At 43.1% G+C, this 19486-nt stretch carries 17 protein-coding genes; 11 read left to right on the top strand and 6 right to left on the bottom strand.

What is annotated here, in order from left to right:
• Positions 1–12 precede the first annotated feature (12 nt).
• Complete coding sequence (gene pyrC / locus Q8W40_RS08250) at positions 13–1041, top strand: dihydroorotase (RefSeq protein ID WP_305396717.1); 1029 nt, start codon at positions 13–15, stop codon at positions 1039–1041.
• A 69-nt stretch (positions 1042–1110) separates the two neighbouring features.
• Here the strand turns inward: pyrC and Q8W40_RS08245 are convergent, their stop codons facing one another.
• Complete coding sequence (locus Q8W40_RS08245; protein WP_305396716.1) at positions 1111–1905, bottom strand: AraC family transcriptional regulator; 795 nt, start codon at positions 1903–1905, stop codon at positions 1111–1113.
• Between the two features lie 498 nt (positions 1906–2403).
• Between Q8W40_RS08245 and Q8W40_RS08240 the strand changes: the two genes are divergently transcribed.
• The 6 genes from Q8W40_RS08240 to Q8W40_RS08215 all read left to right on the top strand — a co-directional run bounded on the left by Q8W40_RS08240 (position 2404) and on the right by Q8W40_RS08215 (position 7966).
• A complete protein-coding gene (locus Q8W40_RS08240; RefSeq protein WP_305396715.1) occupies positions 2404–3165 on the top strand; it encodes an energy-coupling factor ABC transporter ATP-binding protein in 762 nt (253 codons plus the stop codon).
• Entirely contained in the window at positions 3140–3754 is a 615-nt protein-coding gene (locus tag Q8W40_RS08235) for an energy-coupling factor transporter transmembrane component T family protein (protein ID WP_305396714.1), read from the top strand. The genes Q8W40_RS08240 and Q8W40_RS08235 overlap by 26 nt, the downstream gene beginning before the upstream one ends.
• Positions 3755–4303 carry a biotin transporter BioY gene (locus tag Q8W40_RS08230; protein WP_305396713.1) on the top strand — a complete coding sequence of 183 codons (549 nt, stop codon included), beginning with the start codon at positions 3755–3757 and terminating at the stop codon, positions 4301–4303.
• A 73-nt stretch (positions 4304–4376) separates the two neighbouring features.
• Positions 4377–5114, top strand: a complete 738-nt coding sequence (locus Q8W40_RS08225; protein ID WP_305396712.1) for a BPL-N domain-containing protein — start codon at positions 4377–4379, stop codon at positions 5112–5114.
• A gap of 247 nt (positions 5115–5361) precedes the next feature.
• A complete protein-coding gene (locus Q8W40_RS08220) occupies positions 5362–6498 on the top strand; it encodes an FIST signal transduction protein (RefSeq protein ID WP_305396711.1) in 1137 nt (378 codons plus the stop codon).
• Position 6499: 1 nt separating this feature from the next.
• Entirely contained in the window at positions 6500–7966 is a 1467-nt protein-coding gene (locus tag Q8W40_RS08215) for a sensor domain-containing diguanylate cyclase (RefSeq protein ID WP_305396710.1), read from the top strand.
• Between the two features lie 31 nt (positions 7967–7997).
• Here the strand turns inward: Q8W40_RS08215 and Q8W40_RS08210 are convergent, their stop codons facing one another.
• Together Q8W40_RS08210 and Q8W40_RS08205 are read right to left on the bottom strand one after the other, a co-directional pair.
• Complete coding sequence (locus Q8W40_RS08210; protein WP_305396709.1) at positions 7998–8489, bottom strand: GNAT family N-acetyltransferase; 492 nt, start codon at positions 8487–8489, stop codon at positions 7998–8000.
• Between the two features lie 146 nt (positions 8490–8635).
• The gene (locus Q8W40_RS08205; protein ID WP_305396708.1) at positions 8636–11071 is read right to left on the bottom strand and encodes a chitinase C-terminal domain-containing protein; all 2436 of its coding nucleotides are present in this window, start codon (positions 11069–11071) and stop codon (positions 8636–8638) included.
• A 437-nt stretch (positions 11072–11508) separates the two neighbouring features.
• On the opposite strand from Q8W40_RS08205, the gene Q8W40_RS08200 reads away from it, so the two are divergent.
• Complete coding sequence (locus Q8W40_RS08200; protein WP_305396707.1) at positions 11509–11823, top strand: hypothetical protein; 315 nt, start codon at positions 11509–11511, stop codon at positions 11821–11823.
• Positions 11824–11886: 63 nt separating this feature from the next.
• Positions 11887–12573 carry a helix-turn-helix transcriptional regulator gene (locus tag Q8W40_RS08195; protein ID WP_305396706.1) on the top strand — a complete coding sequence of 229 codons (687 nt, stop codon included), beginning with the start codon at positions 11887–11889 and terminating at the stop codon, positions 12571–12573.
• A 34-nt stretch (positions 12574–12607) separates the two neighbouring features.
• On the opposite strand, the gene Q8W40_RS08190 is transcribed toward Q8W40_RS08195, so the two are convergent.
• Entirely contained in the window at positions 12608–12880 is a 273-nt protein-coding gene (locus Q8W40_RS08190; protein ID WP_104402710.1) for a hypothetical protein, read from the bottom strand.
• Positions 12881–13109: 229 nt separating this feature from the next.
• Here Q8W40_RS08190 and Q8W40_RS08185 point away from each other — a divergent pair, with 229 nt between their 5' ends.
• Together Q8W40_RS08185 and Q8W40_RS08180 are read left to right on the top strand one after the other, a co-directional pair.
• The gene (locus tag Q8W40_RS08185; protein WP_305396705.1) at positions 13110–13487 is read left to right on the top strand and encodes a nitrous oxide-stimulated promoter family protein; all 378 of its coding nucleotides are present in this window, start codon (positions 13110–13112) and stop codon (positions 13485–13487) included.
• Positions 13488–13673: 186 nt separating this feature from the next.
• Complete coding sequence (locus Q8W40_RS08180) at positions 13674–14300, top strand: hypothetical protein (protein WP_305396704.1); 627 nt, start codon at positions 13674–13676, stop codon at positions 14298–14300.
• A 65-nt stretch (positions 14301–14365) separates the two neighbouring features.
• On the opposite strand, the gene Q8W40_RS08175 is transcribed toward Q8W40_RS08180, so the two are convergent.
• Together Q8W40_RS08175 and Q8W40_RS08170 are read right to left on the bottom strand one after the other, a co-directional pair.
• The gene (locus tag Q8W40_RS08175; RefSeq protein ID WP_305396703.1) at positions 14366–15652 is read right to left on the bottom strand and encodes an FAD-dependent oxidoreductase; all 1287 of its coding nucleotides are present in this window, start codon (positions 15650–15652) and stop codon (positions 14366–14368) included.
• A 182-nt stretch (positions 15653–15834) separates the two neighbouring features.
• The gene (locus Q8W40_RS08170; protein WP_305396702.1) at positions 15835–19239 is read right to left on the bottom strand and encodes a methyl-accepting chemotaxis protein; all 3405 of its coding nucleotides are present in this window, start codon (positions 19237–19239) and stop codon (positions 15835–15837) included.
• Positions 19240–19486: the final 247 nt, after the last annotated feature.

Below are 19486 nucleotides of genomic sequence, written 5' to 3'. Positions count from 1 at the left end.
GGGAGCTTTCAAATGACAACAATTACTATCACTCGTCCTGACGACTGGCACGTTCACTTACGCGATGGCGATGTTTTAACCGACACCGTACGCGATATCAGCCGCTACAATGGTCGAGCTCTGATAATGCCAAATACCATCCCACCCGTTACCGATACCGAAATGGCACTGGCCTATCGTGACCGTATCATGGCAGAAAGGCCAAGCGAGCACTTCGAACCTATGATGGCTCTTTACCTAACGGATAACACGACTTCTGATGAAATTCGTAAAGCGAAAGCGACGGGCAAAATTGTCGCAGCTAAACTCTACCCTGCAGGTGCAACAACAAACTCTGATTCAGGTGTAACAGATGCGAAAAACATCTATCATGTGTTAGAAACCATGCAAGAAGTTGGCATGCTGCTTTTGATTCACGGTGAAGTCACCACTCACGACGTCGATATATTCGACCGCGAGAAGAAGTTTCTAGACACCGTTCTTGCTCCTATCGTTAACGACTTCCCTAACCTAAAGATCGTTCTTGAGCACATTACAACTTCCGACGCAGTAACCTTTGTGAAGAACTCGAACGAAAACGTCGCGGCAACAATTACCGCGCACCACTTGCTGTTTAACCGTAATCACATGTTAGTGGGCGGTATCAAACCACATTTCTACTGCTTGCCAATTTTGAAACGCAATACACACCAACAAGCGTTGATTGAAGCAGCCACCAGCGGCAGCAAAAAGTTCTTCCTAGGAACAGATTCTGCACCACACGCAAAAGGAGCGAAAGAATCTGCTTGTGGTTGTGCAGGCTCTTACACTGCGCACGCTGCAGTAGAACTTTACGCAGAAGTTTTTGATAACGAAGGCAAGCTAGAAAACCTTGAAGGTTTTGCAAGCCACAATGGTCCGGATTTTTACGGGCTTCCTCGCAATCAAGATACGGTAACACTGGTTAAAGAATCTTGGGATGTAGCTGAAACTATGCCATTTGGTAGCGACATTGTTGTGCCAATCCGTGCTGGTGAGCAGATTGAGTGGAAAGTAAAGTAACTCGTTAACACTGATCGATACATCGATTAAGTAACCCAAATCAGATGCCCGCAAACATGCGGGCATTTTTCATACTGGTCTATTCACTTTATATTGATCTGGCGTTACTCCAGCGTAACGTTTGAACATTGTAATAAATGGGCTGGCTTGGTTGTAACCCAGAAGAAACGCGGTTTCCTTTACCGACTTACCTTTACGAAGCAACTCCATAGAGTGAAGGTAACGTATACGTAAACGCCACTCTGTAAAACTCATCCCTAATTCGCTTTGGCAGTGCCTTGCAAGAGACCGCTCGGTAGTGTGAACGCGAGCAGCCCAGTTTTTCAATGAGTCGTTGTTAGTTGGGTTCTCTTCTAACCCTCTAAGAATAGGGGCTAACATCTTGTGACTGGAGGTGGGTAAAAAATGATGTTTCTCAGGTGCCATTGCCAATTGATCCAGTAAAACATCAACTAATCGCTTATCTTGCTCCGATTCTGCCGAACACACATCTCTCTGCCGAAAATCTTCGATAATGGCTGTCATAATTGGTGTTACACCCAATAGGCAAGTCTGTTTTGGCATATGCGTTGTCTTATCAGCACTGACATTGAGCGAACAGTAATCCAGAGGCTTTCTATTAAAACTGTGGTGCAATACACCAGCAGGAACCCAAATCGCCAAATTGGGCGGCGCTAGAAATCGTGTCTTATCAGCAAACAGCTCCAACATACCGCCTCGAATAAATTGCAATTGCCCCCAAACGTGACAATGTTCTCGCGTAACAGTATTCGAATTGAACGCATCAAAATTCATGTACACATCTGAAGGCAGTTCTTCAAAAGAAATAGCCGGATGGGTATTGGTTTGGGGATTCTCTCTCATCTTTTGCTACGCACTCATACTGTCTTTTGGGAGATAGATATCATTATACCGACCTAGCCCACCAAATCACCATTGAATTCTTGTGTTGGGAGGTATTCTTGTGTCGAGCGGTATTCTTGCACTTGCCACCCAAACCTCGCTTGAAAATCACACGACCAACTTACTTAACCTGAACTCGGGATAAGAGGTTAGCTAACCCTTTAAAATAATTGAAAATTTTATCTCGATACATTCTAATGAGAAATTTTCACTTAAGACAAGGCGAAACCACGAATCAATAACGGGTTATTGGGAGAGGGTTCAACGCAGTATTAGGTGAAAAGAGCCATTAGAAAGCAAGTTGTTATCCCGAGTTCAGGTTACTTACTCACCTCTAATATAGTCTCCACAATCTATTGGTGGTTTACCCTGCAAATTCAAGTTGATAGTATGCGCGTCACAAATCATCGCTAACTCAATTAGCGTTAGGTTGCAATTCACCTAGACACGAATAAAAACATGACAAGTTCAGACGACAAAATATCAACAAATGCTGCTCAGAATTCATTAATTGAGATGCAGAGCGTGTGCCTAGATATAGAAGGTAACCGAGTCCTTAAGAACATGTCTTTTGAAACCAAGTCTCGCCGCCTGGGAATAATTGGTCGCAATGGCTCAGGAAAATCGACCCTATCACGTGTTTTATCCGGCTTGATCGAAATACAGTCTGGTAAATTGCAAGTGGCAGGTATAGATCCCTACAAGAATAGAGGTGCGGCTGTCGCACAAATTGGCATCCTATTTCAAAATCCTGATCATCAAATCATATTTCCCACTGTTATTGAGGAACTTGTTTTTGGTCTAAGACAGCAGGGACAAAGTAAGGTTGAAGCAAAATCGAATGCTTTAAACATTTTGACTAAATTTGGCAAAACTCACTGGCAAGATGTTCATACCGCCTCTCTATCACAAGGTCAAAAGCACTTGGTTTGCCTAATGTCTATTGTCGCTATGCAGCCCAAACTTATTATCTTGGATGAACCGTTTGCAGGGTTAGATATTCCCACAAAACGACAACTTCAGCGGTACTTAGATTCCTTCGATGGGTGCTTGGTTCATATCAGCCACGATCCCGCTGATATCGAACATTATGATCAAATTTTATGGTTAGAATCTGGGCAAATTGAGGAAGTGGGTACGCCTGCCGTAGTGTTGCCAAACTACCTTGCTGAAATGAACCGATTGGGAGACAGCGATGATATCTCTAACCTCACCAATTGAAACGAGAGCACATAACTGGAGTGCTGGGCTAAAGCTTGCTCTACTCGGTGTTGTCACAATCAGTTTATTTTTTGTGGAAAGTATCCTCTTACATGGTGTTTTTCTTGCTCTAGTTATCGTCCTTTATGCGTTGCCGGGCAAAGTGTTTTTTCTACACGGTTGTCGGCAGCTAAAAATTTTATGGCCATTCGTCGCTATTGTACTTGCATGGCATACATGGACAGAGGAATACCAACTTGGTGCGGTTATCGTTGTTCGAATGTTATCTGCCGTCGCACTTGCAAACTTGGTGACGATGACAACACGACTGTCCGATATGATCGATGTGGTGCATTTCTTAGCGCGCCCATATAGGCGTTTAGGCTTAAGCACTCGAGCCTTAGAACTTGCTATCGCGTTAGTTATTCGCATGACCCCCGTTTTGATTTCTAAAAGCCAAAGCCTGACTTTCGCTTGGCGAGCTCGTTCTACCAAACGATCTGGCTGGCGCATTATTTTACCTTTTACCGTTCTTGCACTGGACGATGCGGACCACGTTGCCGAAGCTCTCAGAGCTCGCGGTGGCACTACTAATCTGGAGAAAAAATAAATGGAAAAGAACATTGCTTATACCGCTCTTTTTGCGGGTTTGATAGCCGCCCTTGGCTTGATCCCCAAAATTACGTTGGCATTTGGCGTCCCCGTCACCGCACAAAGTCTAGGCATTATGCTTTGTGGCACTATCTTGGGTGCAAAACGTGGTGGATTAGCCGTACTTCTGTTCTTGTTGCTTGTCGCTATTGGTCTTCCTCTATTGTCAGGTGGTCGTGGTGGAATCGGACTCTTCTTCGGTGCTACTGGCGGTTTCTTGATTGGTTGGCCAATTGCTGCGTTTGTAACAGGATTTATAGTAGAAAAGTGGCGTAACGGTAACCTAACCCTTATAGCCAGTGTTGCGTCTATGATTGGCGGAATTATCGTGATGTATGTATTTGGCATTGCCGGTATGGCAATCGTTCTTAAGAAAACGCTTCTTGAGTCCGCGGCTCTTGTTACCGCGTTTATTCCAGGAGACATCATAAAGGCTATTATTGCTGGTCTATTGACATCGGCAATCGCAAAAGCGCGACCTGCGAGTTTGCTATCAAGAGCGGCATAGATTCCCTAATTTAGCCAGTCTTGTATATAAATATCTTGTATGTAAAAAAGTTTGCCGCGAAGAAGGAACGATTGTGAAAACTCTAATTTATACCGACAACGTTTCAAACAACCATATTCTGTATTATGCGTTGGCAAAACTTCGTGGCAAACAGAACGTTTTTTTCGTTAATGCCAATGAAATTCTTGAAGGGGCTTTGAGCCAAGATATCGACCTCTTCGTTATGCCTGGTGGCGCAAGTCGTTACAAATCGGCGAAGTTAAATGGTAAAGCCAACACGTTAATTAAAGATTACGTTGCAAATGGGGGTTTTTATCTTGGAATATGTGCTGGTGCCTATATGGCGTGCGCGCGTACTCTTTGGGCAAAAAATTCACCATTTGAAATTGAAACCTCAAACGAACTCGCGTTTTTTAATGGTACGGCTGAAGGTCCCATTGAGTGTTTTGGCGCGGGAGATAATTTTAACAACACAAAACCTAATGTTGTTTCTTTGAATGTCCTTCAAGGGTCAAACACCCTACTCCAATCTTCCCTCTATATGGGCGGTAGCCTATTCAAAGCTAAGCCAGACGAAGATGTTGATATTTTAGCAACATTCGCTGATCTACCGAATACTCCTGCTGCCGTGATCAAAGGAAAATTTGGGAAAGGTCGGTATATCTTAAGCTCTACGCATCCCGAATACGATGCCGAAGCTATCGATCTCATGCGATTTGATGTTATAGGAAATGAATATCTAGATTTTACCGAATTAGAAAATGCCCAATCCCTAAACCTAGGCTTATTAGCTCAACTACTTACTGAATAAGCTAACCAAAAAAGTAGCATTATTTTTTCTGCTGTTTCTTTCCAATACCGCCTAAACGTTAATTCAGCTAACTATCTCAATAATTGATTTCATTATTCATGTTTGAAAACAAATAGATAGTGGCTCTCCAAAAACACTCTACTTTAATTAACTATTTGAATTTTAATCAAATCATCCTTTCTAATAACTTGAAATAGCAGCAAAACACACTAAATTTAAAGTGGGTATAAAGAATTAGGTCATTAGAATGAAAACACTTCAGTCTGTATGGGACGGAAAGCATTGGCAAAATGCAGAAGATATAAAGCAGCTTAATAGTGACAACACTTTGGTTTTATTATTCGGCTCAATCAATAGTGAAAAAGATGCCATTAAACAATTACGCAATTACTTGCCAGATGCCCTACTGACAGGCTGCTCGACTGCAGGTGAAGTTTCTGGGATTCGAGTACACGATGACGCGCTAGTGGTAACCGTAATTTGTTTTGAGAAAACCCCCATACGTATGCTGCGTCTGAAAATGCCAGACGAAGAAATTAACCAAAAAGACATTGGGGTCCAAATGGTGAAACAGCTAATGGAAACGCCCGATTTGAAGCATATTTTAGTGCTCAGCGATGGGCTACATGTGAATGGATGTATGCTAACTGAGGGGTTTGAGTGCGCTGTCCCCGAGCACATTAAGGTTACAGGAGGGCTTGCTGGTGACAACGAATCCTTCGACAAGACCTACGTACTCTACCAAGATGATGTAGCAGAAAAACAGATCGTTGCTATCGGCTTCTATGGCGAATCAATTTCCGTGAGCTATGGCTCGCGCGGTGGTTGGAGTCCATTTGGTTTAGAAAGAAAAATCACACACTCCGAAGAAAACACACTTTATGAATTAGACGACGAGAACGCCCTAGACATATACAAGAGCTACTTAGGCGAACTCGCTTCCACCTTACCTGCTAGTGGGCTCAGATTTCCGTTAGAGATAAGCGACCCCAGTAAATCAACGAAACTTGTGCGCACACTACTCAGCATTGATGAAACGTCGGGCTCAATTACATTTGCCGGTAACGTACCCTCAGGTGCAACCGCCATGTTGATGCGAGCAAATGTTGAAACGCTTATAGAAGGTGCGCAAACCGCTGCCGAAGTGTGTCGACAGGATATGAACGACTCCCCACAATTTGCCATCTTAATCAGCTGTGTTGGGCGAAAAATTCTTTTGAAACAACTTGTCGAAGATGAAGTGGAAGCAGTAAAAGACGAGCTTGGTCCATCAACCTTACTTTGTGGATTTTATTCTTACGGAGAAATCGCTCCTTATGACAGGCACTATCCATCAGAGTTACACAACCAAACTATGACTATTACTGCATTTTCGGAAACTTGATATGCACCGACTTCTCAAACGTCAACTGCGCAAAGCTTTCCCAAATGGAGTGCCAAAAGAAGGGGAAACCTTCGACGCTGATCAAGTCAACACGTTTATAGAAATGGTTGATCAAGGCTATCAATCGATGGCAGAGCAGCTAACGATGACCGAAAGAACACTCGATCTTAGCTGTACAGAATTAACCAACAGGAACCAAACCCTTAGCTTGATACTGGATGCACTACCAGACATGAGCTTTTGGATAGATAAAGAGGGGCTTGTTCGGGATATTCGCTCTGGTAATTTCAGCCCACCATTTATTGACTCTGAAGAAAATTTTAAAACCATAGAAGAGTTAGACATTGTCATTAACTCTCCAGAACTGAAAAACTTCCTAAAAAATTACGAATCCAAAAGTGGTAGGGCGGCTGAATTAAATCTTTATGCTCATGAAACACACTATCAAGTAAAAGCACGAATCACACCGATTAGCCATACTCGCTGGTTACTGGTGTTACGTGATATATCATTAACCAAACAACTTGAAATGCTTCAAAAGCAACGAATGGAGCAAATTCAAAAAGCTCAGAAACAGCTTCAAGGGCTGGTAAACGCGGCACCAACAGGCATTGTGATATGCAATCCGAAACAAGAAATCATCATGGTAAATCAGTATATAAGTACTGTCTTTCAGAAACCTAAGAACGAGTTTCTTGGTAAAAACCCAACAGAGCTTGTTGCGATAAAACACCGAACTTCTCTGCGAGCGCATGTTATTGATGTCCTAAAATGCGAAGAGGAGGAATGTAGCCGAAGATTAGATATAGCCATTTCGCTACCTTCTGGCAATCTAATGCAAGCAGAAATAGCACTGAGTACACTCATGTTTGATGACCAGCTTTTAATAATTATGTCTATTTCTGACATTAGCGATCGCAAACAACTGGAAAAGAAATTGCGTGTCCTTGCTTCAACCGATCCATTGACAGGCGCACTCAACCGACGCAGTTTCAATGATTATACAGAGCGAGCCATTTCTACATGTATCCGTATCAACCGTCCTCTTTCGCTCATCATTTTGGATATCGACTTCTTCAAAAAAATCAATGATACATATGGTCATGCCGCGGGCGATGAGGTTCTTGTTGCTGTTGTGTCGAAAATTGGTGAAGTAACGAGAGATGCGGATATTCTTGGTCGACTCGGAGGTGAAGAATTTGCTATTGCTCTACCTAATTCGTCATTAGAGCTAGCCAAAGAAATCGCTGAACGGATAAGACAAGAAATAGAAAGAATAGTTGTAATTAATTATAATCACAACATTAGGCTAACTGTCAGCCTTGGTGTTATTACACTTTCTGGTCACTTACTAGAAAAACCTTTGGAGTGTGCGATAAACTCTGCCGACGAATACCTTTACTTTGCCAAGCAACACGGTAGAAACCAAGTTGTCGACTCCGAAGGCTTTAAAAAGCGCACGAGCTAGCCTCCTTGATTGAATTTTCTCCCCCTTTCTACTATTCACTGTTTGTCTTTGATTCATCCACGCTTGATAGTTGATGTGCTCTTAGGTTCTTTGCAAAGCATACGTTTCGTGCCATCTCTTTAAAGCCAACGGCGTTATGACAGGCGATACTGGCGAGGTTATTAATATCTGAATCGCTTGCTAGCCAATCAAAACCTTGGCGTCGTGCCCAGCCTTCCGCTTGCCTCAATAGCTTTTTACCAAAACCTGTTCCTCGATAATCCCGTTCAATAAACCACCCCTCAATATAAGGGACACCTCTAACATCAACTCCTTCAGCATGGCTTCGGATGTTTAATTCAATAAATCCGACGATCTTATCTTCTTCATTATCTAATACGAAGACCTCAACAATTTGAACACTAGTAAGATCAAAAAAAGATTCTATATCCAATTTGTGCGCTGATAATTCATCGGGCCATAGTTCATTTCTTAGTATCGCCCACTCTTCTTTGTCTTTGCGCTCTGCTCTTCTAACAATCACGATATTTCCTTGAAGTGAGTTTTTAGGTTGCCAACCTCAACTGAGTGTTTTTTAATCATAGCCTCTATTTTGGGCATTGGAACGCATGTGAAAAAAATGCGAGTGTAAGAACACTCGCATTTATATATTTGTGGATCAGTATCAAATTACTTTACTGCACACACTTTAGTCCAGCTGCCATCGCTTCCTGGTACAGATGTTGTGTACCAGTTTGCTTTGTAAACAACGTTGTTGTGAACCATTTGGTCACCACCTGTTGCATGGCTTGGGTTACCCGCCCAATCAGTTTGAGGCCAGTTAGGGTAAACGTTGATACCTGTCGTGCTACAAGTACCGTCGCCAGGACCACCTGGATCACCGCCACCAACTAGGTCGCCAATTGGTAGGTTAGGCTGCTCAAACTTGAACGCGTACTCTTTACCATTTACTTTCACACTGTAGTTAGCAGGACCAGAGATTGGTAGGTAGTAAACCATATCAAGCTCGTAAGTACCGCCAGCAGGTAGTGCTTTCCAGTTTGGAAGAGAGAAAGATACGCGGTGCATTGGTCCGTCTAGGCCACCAATATTGTTCGCACGAGTGTGACCAGAAGCAATAACTTTCAGACCGCCACCAGATTGGTCTTTCGCGTTATCCGGAGCTGATACTGGGATATCGAACTGGAATTCAGTTCCGCCAGGTAATTCAGTACCTGTGTTGTTTGTAAACGTGACTTTAGGGTTGATAGGGTAGTTTTGATCACCCACTTTAAAGCCACCAACACTTACAGCAATATCAACCGCTTCAGTTGGTGTAGGTAGAACACCCACTTTGTTTCCATATGGTGTTGCCGCTTGGAACTTGTCGTACATCGCTTTGGTCATGGTGTTACCCATGTGGTACTCACCGTTGCCAGTCGTACAAGCTTGTTCAGTTGCATCAACCGTTGTGCGGTTTCCTTGAGCATCTAGCACGTAACAGTTGTAGTCACCCGCCAGTTCCCAGAACATAATACCGCCGATCTCTTTATCGATGACGTAATCCGCTTTCACATTGATAGAGTCTTTGTCTTCGATAGAAAGGAATACGCTCTTCTGTGCGTTCCATAGCCAAGGTGCCACTGCCACACTGTCGTAGTGACGAACGTAGTTGCCCACTAATTTGTGGTCTGGGTTGTTAACAGGGTCTAGCTTGTAAGCTTCTGCGTATGAACCGTAAATACCTTTCTCAAGGTTCTTCGCATGCCAGATTGGGTTAGAACCCGCACCCATTTCTTTTTTGGTCTTAGGATCGGTATCGTGCCACATGTTGTCTACACCAGTCGCACCGTAACCACAGTTGTTTTTCTCACCTTCACCAGTGCCTGGAAGACACTCGTTTTGGTTAGGAAGTGGAGCGCGTCCCCAAAGACCGTTTTCTCCTCCATTAACACCCTGCCAACCACGAGAGTAGTATGGAACACCGATGTTAATACGACCAGCAGGCATAGAACCACGGAAGTAGTGGTAAGCCCAGTCAGTGTTGAGGTAACCGATACCACCGTATGCCGCTGTACCGTATACATTCCACTGCGCTAGCTCAGAATCTTTACCTGTGTCGTACAACGCAGCGTTATGACCTACGTGGTCGTTCCATGCACCGTGCAAGTCGTAAGACATGATGTTTACGTAATCGAGATACTTAGTAACGTCAAACGTTTCCATACCACGAAGCAGGTAACCTGAAGAAGGCGCTGCAATTGTCAGCATGTAGTGGTTACCATCTTGTGCAGACGCTGCATCCACTTTCTGACGAAGCACTTTCATCAATTCTTGATACGATGCCCATAGGTATTGGCGACGAGGTTCCATGAACGCTTTATCGTCTGGGTTACCAGCACCAGCCATTGATGTTGGGTATTCGTAATCGATATCCAAGCCATCAAACTTGTACTTACGCATCATTTCCACAGCAGATGCTGCGAACTTTTCGATGCCCGCATGGTTGATAGAACCATCGGCATTGGTTGTCATTGTGTAGAAGCCACCGTCTGCTACACGCGTACCATCAGCACCAAAGTGACCACCCGTTTCGGCCCAACCGCCGATGGAGATCAACGTTTTTACGCCGTGTTTTTGTTTTGCAGTAGCAAGTGCACCGAAGTGACCTTTAAAGCCCAACGCAGGATCAACTTCAACACCTGGCCATGTTTTACCAACTGCTGCGTTGTTTGGATCGTTAACATCACCAACATTAACTTTACCGTCGGATCCGATGCTCACAAATGCATAGTTAATATGGGTCAATTGCTCCCATGGAATATCTTTAACTAGGTATTGTGCTTGTGGGTCATCACCAGCACGCCAGCTAGTGAAGTAACCAATAAGTCGTCTTGGGTGATCCATACCCATTTTTTCACGACCTTCTTGGTCGTAAATTGTACAATATGGGACGGTGACACCAGGAGTTTGATAAAGGCCGTCTGGACGACAAGCTTCGTGATCTACTGGTGTTACAGCCGCCGCTGGGGCAGAAAATGCGCTTAATGCCAACATGCATGAAGCAGCGATAGTGCTTAATGAGAAAAGACCCTTTTTCTCACTAATTTGGTGCGAATGATTCATCTCTTTATCCTTAAAATCTATTAGAAAGATCAAACTGCTCAACGCATCAAAACTTAGAATGCGTTGCAAAATAACCATAGATTGGACTAACGAATTCGGCACCTATAAAAGATCTAATTTGAACAATGACTCGCAAACACATGTTAATTTTATGCAACAAGGTGAGTCATATTTTGTAGCAGCAACTAAATTTTCCATCAGAAGAAAGTCGCTATTGATCTATATCAACATCCATATTATCTCGGAATTCTACTCGGAACACAGACTAATATCCTAAAGTTACCATCTAAAACAAAGGTTTAGTTTGCACAACTCTGACACAGAATTAACAGTAAAATAGCAACATTTCATTTTCATTTGCTTTTTTATTGTACTGACAGATTCTGTCACCCCACTTTTGTAAGATGTTCCTGAATTCAACAACAAGGAATAAAATCATGGAACAAGTTATCGAAATAGTGAATTACAAGGTATTGGATGGCGTCACCGAATCGCAACTGCTTGAAGCATCAGATCAAATCACTGGCTTTTTAAAGCGCTCAGAAGGTTTTTTGTATCGCTCGTTGAGCTACAATCAGCAAAAAGAAACATGGACAGACACGGTGTATTGGCAAGACATGGAAAAAGCGAAAGCTGCATCAAAAGAATTTATGACTGCACCTGAAACGCAAGATTACGCCTCTAAAATCGAAATGGAGTCAGTAGATATGCAGCATCAAATCATCAAGTCAGATACTGGCTGTACGATGTAATGTAATCAAACTGGATAGTTATCAAACTTAATATTTTCCTACTTGTAAGGATGCAATAGATACATGAGTAAATCTGAAAGGCTGTTCGAACTACTGACTTTATTACGCTCAAAGCGTTACGCTGTCACAGCAAAATACCTCGCTGAGACAATGGAGGTCAGTGAACGGACTATCTATCGAGATATTCAATCACTCATTTTGTCTGGCGTCCCAATTGAAGGAGAGGCGGGAGTTGGATATATGCTTAAATCCGGCTCTCACCTTCCGCCGCTTATGTTTAGTGAACAAGAAATGATGGCACTTGAGCTCGGAATGAGAATGGTAAGAGCATGGTCCGACAAAGAGCTTGCTGACGCCAGCCGGTCTGCGTCTCGTAAAATCATGTCGGTTCTTCCGGATAGCCTTAAACGGCAAGTTGAAGAGTTTCCTCTTATCGTGCCTGATTATCATATCCAGTCAGACACCGCTGCGCGAAGCCAAATGCTGCGTAATGCGACTAAAAATCAACAGATAGTAAAAATGAAGTATCAAGCGGAAAGCGGTGATGTTTCAGAGAGGCTTATCCAGCCTTTAGGGCAAATATTTTGGGGTAAAGTTTGGACACTGATTGCTTGGTGTGAATTGCGAAATGCTTATCGTAACTTCCGTGTAGACAGAGTCATTGCACTGGAAGTTCTGGAGACTCAATTTGCGACAAGTGATACGAAATCGCTTAAGCATTACATTGCCCAATACGCGCCACCGGACTAGTCACGCGTATCGGCTTTGTCGGGCTTAATCGGTTTTAGTCTTCGTCTAGCCAACTCATTTCTGGCAACTCGTCTAAGTGTTCTTTGTACCTTTTCAAATTAAAAGGTTCTTCATTTTTCACAACACCAAATACTTCTAACATTAACGCACACGCAATCATATCAATGGCGTCTTCACGAGAATTACCCGTCATCATAAGGCGCATTAACGTCTCTTTTACTTTGATCGGATCACCATCGGCTATTTGATTTTCTACTACTTCGCGAAGGTGCTCGTCCGTCATTATTGCTTCTTGTTCGTTGCTCATTGTTGATCCAGCCAATTAAAAACAGGCAGAGTATATACTCAAGCTACCTCAAGATGCTAGGTTCAGCGACTTCTTATGTATAGATCTTGGGCTTGGTTTTCAGGCAAAGCACCGATTTGAAGGTCTAGTGGTTCTAATTCAATAATCACTGAGACAATTGAAGAATATCAAGAGCGTCTTCGTTTCTAAGTAATATCCTATAGGCGTTAAAGTCTATGTGAGAAAAACAATGAAAAGTAGCGGCGACATTTTGCGCGGAAAACTGAAAACAGAATTTAAAACGGTATCTGCAATGATCGAGATCTATTGCAAGGCACATCACTCTCCTTCCTGCACAGACTGTCAATCATTAGAAAGTTACGCTGAAACACGTTTGGACCGTTGCCCCTATGGTAAAAATAAGCCAACGTGTAATCGCTGCCCAATCCACTGCTACAAACCGGAACACAAGGAAAAGATGAGAGTCATTATGCGATATTCTGGTCCCAGAATGCTACTTCATCACCCTATATTAGCTATTCGGCATCTAATCCATGAAAAGCGTGAAGTACCCGATTTACCGAAATCCAATTTGTCTAATCGTCACTTGAGATTGAAATCGAACTAGCATCACGTCTATCGACCTAGGTCTAGGCCTACACCCACGTCTTCGAAAGCATCAATTTTTGGTAATAATTCGTAGCACTTAGCATTTTTAGTTCATAACACCCTTTTTGCATATGACACAATATGTCCGTCTAAAACGTTAACCATTAACTGGCTGTTTTTGTTATTGAATTTAAATGAGATGAAGATGGGTAAGATAAATAAAATTAGACTAAATAAAGTAAAAGTCAGGCTCGCGGATACCAATGATCCTATTGCATCTAAAATTAGTTGGGATCCTTTAGTCCCTGGAGGTACACGATACAAATCTCAGGCTCTGTTCGATAAGCCTGACAAAATCGTCATATCTCGTTCACTAACAGCAACACTTCGCGGCTTAGTTTTTGCTGTCCCAGGTGTGTTTGCTATTGTTTGCGCTTTAGCCTCAATGGGCTCTGACAGTGACACCATGGTTAGTACATTCTTTCTCGGTTGGGGGGTAATGTTTAGCGCATTTGGTATCAGAACACTTACAAGGAATCGAAAGGTTGTTTTCGACAAAAGCTGTGGTTTGTATTATTTCGGATTCAAGCAGGACATTTACGACCAAGTCGCATTGACAGAACAGGGAAACCTTAAAGATATCCACGCGATTCAACTTGTTAGAGAGCTAATGGGAGGCGAGATAAAATATACAAGCTTTGAGCTCAACCTGATTTTTCGCAATGGCGAGCGAGTTAATGTGATGGATCATGCGAACAATAAAGTCATTGACGAAGCAGCAATGCGTTTGGGGGAATACTTAAGCGTACCAATATGGAAGGCAGAATATTAGGGCATGTTGATTTCCAGTTTTATATCGGCGTCACATGGCACCGATATAAAATTAGAACTGGGCTGTCACTTGCGATTAAAAATAGAATGTTCCTGACAAGACGTGCCACCATATTGTTGCCAAAGTGTACCCTCGGATATTCGATCGGCAAGTAAACACGCAGAACCTGCGGCTAGCGTCCATCCATACATTCCGTGCCCAGTATTCGCGAACAGATTACTTGCTCCAACTCTATCAATAATAGGCATACTCGATGGTGTACACGGTCGGCTTCCTTCCCATTTTTCCAGTATCGTGTCGTAATCAGCAACATCAGGGAATCTTGTTCTGCAAACCTGCAACAGCTCTTCTACTCGATCAAGGGTATTTTGGGGTGAGCTCTGAACAAAATCAGCAAACCCCGCCACTCGTACTTTGTTGCCAATACGACCAAGTACAAACTTGTTGCTGATGTCAGTAATACTGACATTCGGAGACGTTTCGATCGCCGGAAAAGTTAAGCTATAACCTTTTACCGGATAGATAGATAATGAAACACCTAACGGTTTTAACAGCGCATCCGATGCATGACCAGCCGCCATCACAACTTTGTCTACACTCATGTCACCTAAAGTTGTGTTTACTGTAGTGATAGTGTCCTGTTCAACATCTAACCCTGTGACTTCACAGCCAAGGTTAATCGAAAAATTTTCATGTTCGTTTAAGTAATTAAGCATTGAGTAACAGAAACGTTCTGCGTCTCCAATATCATCAATATCGGAGTAAAGCCCCCCAGCTAACTTCGCACTGATGGCTTTTAAAGCAGGCTCTTTGTTCACACACTCTGACGCGCTTAACATGCGTTGTTGGTAACCCCAACTTGCTTTTCTTTCAACGCTTTCTTTGGCGCTATCTAATGCCGCTTGGCTTTCATACACAACCAATTTTCCACAAGGTCTGAAATCAAACTCAACGCCTGTCTCGCTCTGAATACGATCCATCGCTTTTTTTGAATATAGGGATAAACGAAATAGGTTTTCGCTATTCTTCTCCTCATTAAATGGCAAGCCGTTGTAGAGGAACCTCGCACCCCACACATTGAGTTTAATCGACGACTGCCATTGAAATTTAAGTGCGGGATCTTGTCCTGCAATTACAGAGGGAATTTTCTTAATCAAGTTAAGAGATGCCATCGCATCCACAAAGGTGTAGCTTAGCTGAGCACCGTTTGCATGGCTTGTTCCCATCGCGACGGTGCTCTCTTTCTCCAACACCGTAACTTTATACCCACGCTTTAGCAGCTCATACGCAGATGTAAGGCCAATAACGCCTGCGCCAATGATCACGATGTGCTCTGTACCTTTCTCTGGCATCGAATTCCTTCCCTGAAATATGGTTGTCTTAATCCTTATTGAGTAAATCTACACTTAAACTCAGGGAACCTCAATGAACAAAATTTCAGCAATTTTCTAGATTATTCCCCTTAATAAAAAACCTCCAACATAGTTGGAGGTTTTAGTTTCATTTTTTCTTGAATAACCAATTTTATTTCGAGTTATCCGAGCTTTAGAATTTTCGCCTGGATGTCTCTACTAGGGGTGAGTTGAGAGTTTTGACCGCCACTGAGTCTAAAGAAATCCATTGTCTTATTCATATTACTGGCTTGCTGCGCCATCGATTCCCCAGCAGCAGAAGCCTCCTCTACCAATGCTGCATTTTGCTGAGTCATTTGATCCATCTGAACAATCGCAGTATTCACTTGCCCAATCCCTTCACTTTGCTCTCTCGCAGAGTCGGTGATTTCTTGCATCATAGCGCTCACCTTAGACACGGAATCCACGATTTCTTGCAGCGTTTCACCTGATTGATTCACGAGTTCGGTACCCTCTTCTACCTTGGTTTGGCTATCGCGTATCAGATCTTTAATTTCTTTCGCGGCTTGCGAGGAGCGTTGTGCAAGATTGCGAACTTCACCAGCAACCACTGCGAAGCCTCTTCCTTGTTCACCGGCCCGTGCGGCTTCGACAGCTGCATTCAAAGCTAATAGGTTAGTTTGGAAAGCAATTTCATCGATGACACCAATGATTTCAGAAATCTCTTTACTGGAGCTATTGATCTCTTTCATCGCCGCGACAGCTTGGTCGACAACCTTGCCACCTTTCTCAGCTTGCAATTCAGCTTCTTTCGAGAGCTCATTAGCATTTTCCGCGCGTTCCGAGCTTTGTTTCACTGTACCCGTCATTTGCTCCATGCTGGCTGATGTTTCTTCAAGGTTAGATGCTTGAGCCTCTGTGCGCTGGCTTAAGTCGGTATTGCCTTGAGCGATTTCGTTCGCGCCTTGAGAGACCGAATTGGCCGAGGTTCGAATACTGCTGATCACCTCTGTCAGCTTTTCTGCCGTGGCATTCGTATCTTCTTTTAGCTTACCAAAGCTGCCTTGATAGTCGTTGGTGATGCGTGACGTTAAATCCCCTTTAGCCATGGCTCCTAAGGTATTCATTACATCATTCATCGCAACTTCGACCGTACTCACTAGGTCGTTAAGCCCCATGCTCAAGTTACCAAAGAACCCTTCTTTGCCATCTAAGTTGATTTTCTTGCTCAAATCACCGTTAGATGCCGCCATCACGATTTCATCGATTTCTTTTTCAATATTCACTTCCGCGGTCCTATCGACCCACTCGACAACCGTACCGATGCGCTTACCGTCTACTTCAATAGGGTTTGAAGTAAGGGCAAAAACGCGGTTGCCAATATCTTCTATAGATCGATTGGTGTTTTTAAGTTGGCTCAACGTGCCACGTTGCTGAATTGGATTCTTGAAGAACTTGGCAACATCAATTCCATGCAAACCGTCCAGTTTAAAATCTGGTATTTGCTGCCTAATATCTGGCTCCGCCATACGCATCATTTCTTCGAGTGCTTTGTTGGCATAAATGACTTTAAGCTCGGGATCCGCAATCATCACGTTGCCAGAAACACTATCTAGAGCATATTTAACCCGAGCATTTTCTGATGCAACTCGTGCTTTTTCACGTTCTTCCGCTAACCAATCTGTACGATCATCCCACTCTACAACGGTACCTACCCGTGCTCCGTTGACCGAAACAGGGTTTGCAACAATAGCGAACGTATGACCGCCAACAATGGTTTCGTGTTCAAACGTACTAGAGAGCTTGTCTAGTCGCGGCAGATGTTCGGTGAAAGCACGGAAGTACTTATCGATTTTCTGACCGCTTATTCCCTTCACATCGAAGTCTCTTACATCGTTTCGGATATCTCTCGATGCACTCTCCATCATCGACTTAACGGCATCATTCATATAAATGACATCGTAATTTGTGTCTACAATCATCACTTTGCCCGACGAACCATCTAGGGCGTACTTCACGCGAGCATTTTCTGAGGCCACGCGGGCTTTCTCATGCTCCTGTGCGAGGTATTCAGTACGGTCATCCCACTCTACAACTGTTCCGACTCTTTGATTATCAACAATGACCGGGCTTGCAACCAATGCAAATGTTCGTCCTCCAATTTCCAATTCGTCTGTGAAAGTTTGAGTTAAATGATCGAAGGTTGTTTTTTTCTCAGCGAAGTATTTGAGTTGTTTATCGATGGGATTCCCCATCAGCGATTGATGATCAAATCCTGAAATGTCTTTCTGGATATCCGATTCCGCCTCTTTCATCATGCTCAAGATAGAGTCATTCATGTAGATAACGTTATAGTTACGATCGGCAATCATTACGTTGGAACTGGCGTTGTCTAAAGCGTTTTTAATGCGCGCATTCGTGCCCGCTATTCTGCGTTCTTCTTTCTCTTTTTCTCTGCCTATACGCAAGTTATCACGCATTTTTAGCATAGATAAAAAGACACCTTCAGGTTCACGCTCATCGTATTTCTCGTCCAGTTCGCCGCGAGAAATGGCGTTTGCTATTTGGGCGAGTTCACTCGGGTCTTTACCCAGTTGACGCATAACGACTTTCGTTAGGACGAACACAATCCCAACACTCACTAGAAGCGCGACAACAAATACAATCACGATAGTGTTGACTGCGTTTTCATTTTTAGCTTTGAGTTCTGGTCCAAGTTGATCCTGGTCGTTCTTCACTGACAGTTTTAAGTCTTCTACCAATGCAGCAAACTGAGGACCAATCACATCGAGTGTATTGGTCACTTTGTCATTGCGGTCAACAATGATACCCACGACGCTTTCAAAAGCGTTCATGTACTCTTTTTCCATTGCCGATGTTTCAGATACCAAAGCGAGATCGGAAGACGAATCAATCAGAGTACGGAGTTCTTGAATTTCTTTGTCAAAGTTGTTGAACTCAAATCTTACCCTTTCAGCAGCCGACGTTTCGTTACTTTCGAGATACTTGATCACATACAAACGTGCGAGCAATAAGTTACGCATCGCTAAGCCAGTACGATACGCAAGTTCCGAGTTGGCATTCTCTGATGCACTTAGCATCAATGCAGTAAGATTCTTCTCCATTTTTGGTCCACGAACATTCAATACGTCATTGACGAGCTCATTACGTTCAACACGATAACGCTTTATCACATCAAATGTTTCGTTGTAGCTATGGATTTCTTTGTTAAGCTCTTTGACCATTGCAGCCCTTTCAGGCTTGTTGATCTCTTTGTCGGCAACGTTTAAAAGGCTTTCAACCTCTTGAAAATAATCGTTGTATTGGTCTATATCCTTCTGGCTGCCTGTGAGTAAGAAGTCTTTTACGTTCATTCTTACCATCAACATGTTCGATTGAAGAATGCCGGCAAGGTTACTGTCTCTTGCCAACTCGCGGTAATTCTTAAAGCCATCTGACGCTGTTGTTAAAGCCAAGTACGAAGTAAGCCCAATGATAGCCAAAGTCAGCAAAACGGCGGTAAATGCCGCAATGAGCTTGGCTTTGAGCGTCTTCAACAACTGCAAAGATCTCGTGGTATTTTCCATTATTATTCTTCCCTAGTTTGTTTGGGGATAAGAAACCTTGCGATAAGAAAAAAGTATAGAACTCAAAGTTCGGCGAAAATCACACTTTTAACTTATGCGTTTTATGACGGTTTTATTTAGAAACAACTGAATAAGAAGGAAAAAAATAGAAGAGGTACAATCACACAATCAAAATGCAATCGATTTAATATGAAATATCAAACAAAATTTTTATTTTATAAACAGCTCATAAGTGAGAAGCAGATCA

The organism is Vibrio penaeicida, from assembly GCF_030689305.1.
In the GTDB taxonomy this organism is placed as follows: domain Bacteria; phylum Pseudomonadota; class Gammaproteobacteria; order Enterobacterales; family Vibrionaceae; genus Vibrio; species Vibrio penaeicida_B.
The sequence above is the reverse complement of the archived record's forward strand: the minus strand, read 5'-3'. Positions and strand labels throughout refer to the sequence as shown.

Excerpts from the sequence above, each read along its gene's own strand:
- pyrC (WP_305396717.1), top strand. The coding sequence starts at position 13 with ATGACAACAATTACTATCACTCGTCCTGACGACTGGCACGTTCACTTA.
- Q8W40_RS08245 (WP_305396716.1), bottom strand. The coding sequence starts at position 1,905 with ATGAGAGAGAATCCCCAAACCAATACCCATCCGGCTATTTCTTTTGAA.
- Q8W40_RS08240 (WP_305396715.1), top strand. The coding sequence starts at position 2,404 with ATGACAAGTTCAGACGACAAAATATCAACAAATGCTGCTCAGAATTCA.
- Q8W40_RS08235 (WP_305396714.1), top strand. The coding sequence starts at position 3,140 with ATGATATCTCTAACCTCACCAATTGAAACGAGAGCACATAACTGGAGT.
- Q8W40_RS08230 (WP_305396713.1), top strand. The coding sequence starts at position 3,755 with ATGGAAAAGAACATTGCTTATACCGCTCTTTTTGCGGGTTTGATAGCC.
- Q8W40_RS08220 (WP_305396711.1), top strand. The coding sequence starts at position 5,362 with ATGAAAACACTTCAGTCTGTATGGGACGGAAAGCATTGGCAAAATGCA.
- Q8W40_RS08215 (WP_305396710.1), top strand. The coding sequence starts at position 6,500 with ATGCACCGACTTCTCAAACGTCAACTGCGCAAAGCTTTCCCAAATGGA.
- Q8W40_RS08205 (WP_305396708.1), bottom strand. The coding sequence starts at position 11,071 with ATGAATCATTCGCACCAAATTAGTGAGAAAAAGGGTCTTTTCTCATTA.
- Q8W40_RS08200 (WP_305396707.1), top strand. The coding sequence starts at position 11,509 with ATGGAACAAGTTATCGAAATAGTGAATTACAAGGTATTGGATGGCGTC.
- Q8W40_RS08195 (WP_305396706.1), top strand. The coding sequence starts at position 11,887 with ATGAGTAAATCTGAAAGGCTGTTCGAACTACTGACTTTATTACGCTCA.
- Q8W40_RS08190 (WP_104402710.1), bottom strand. The coding sequence starts at position 12,880 with ATGAGCAACGAACAAGAAGCAATAATGACGGACGAGCACCTTCGCGAA.
- Q8W40_RS08185 (WP_305396705.1), top strand. The coding sequence starts at position 13,110 with ATGAAAAGTAGCGGCGACATTTTGCGCGGAAAACTGAAAACAGAATTT.
- Q8W40_RS08180 (WP_305396704.1), top strand. The coding sequence starts at position 13,674 with ATGGGTAAGATAAATAAAATTAGACTAAATAAAGTAAAAGTCAGGCTC.
- Q8W40_RS08175 (WP_305396703.1), bottom strand. The coding sequence starts at position 15,652 with ATGCCAGAGAAAGGTACAGAGCACATCGTGATCATTGGCGCAGGCGTT.
- Q8W40_RS08170 (WP_305396702.1), bottom strand. The coding sequence starts at position 19,239 with ATGGAAAATACCACGAGATCTTTGCAGTTGTTGAAGACGCTCAAAGCC.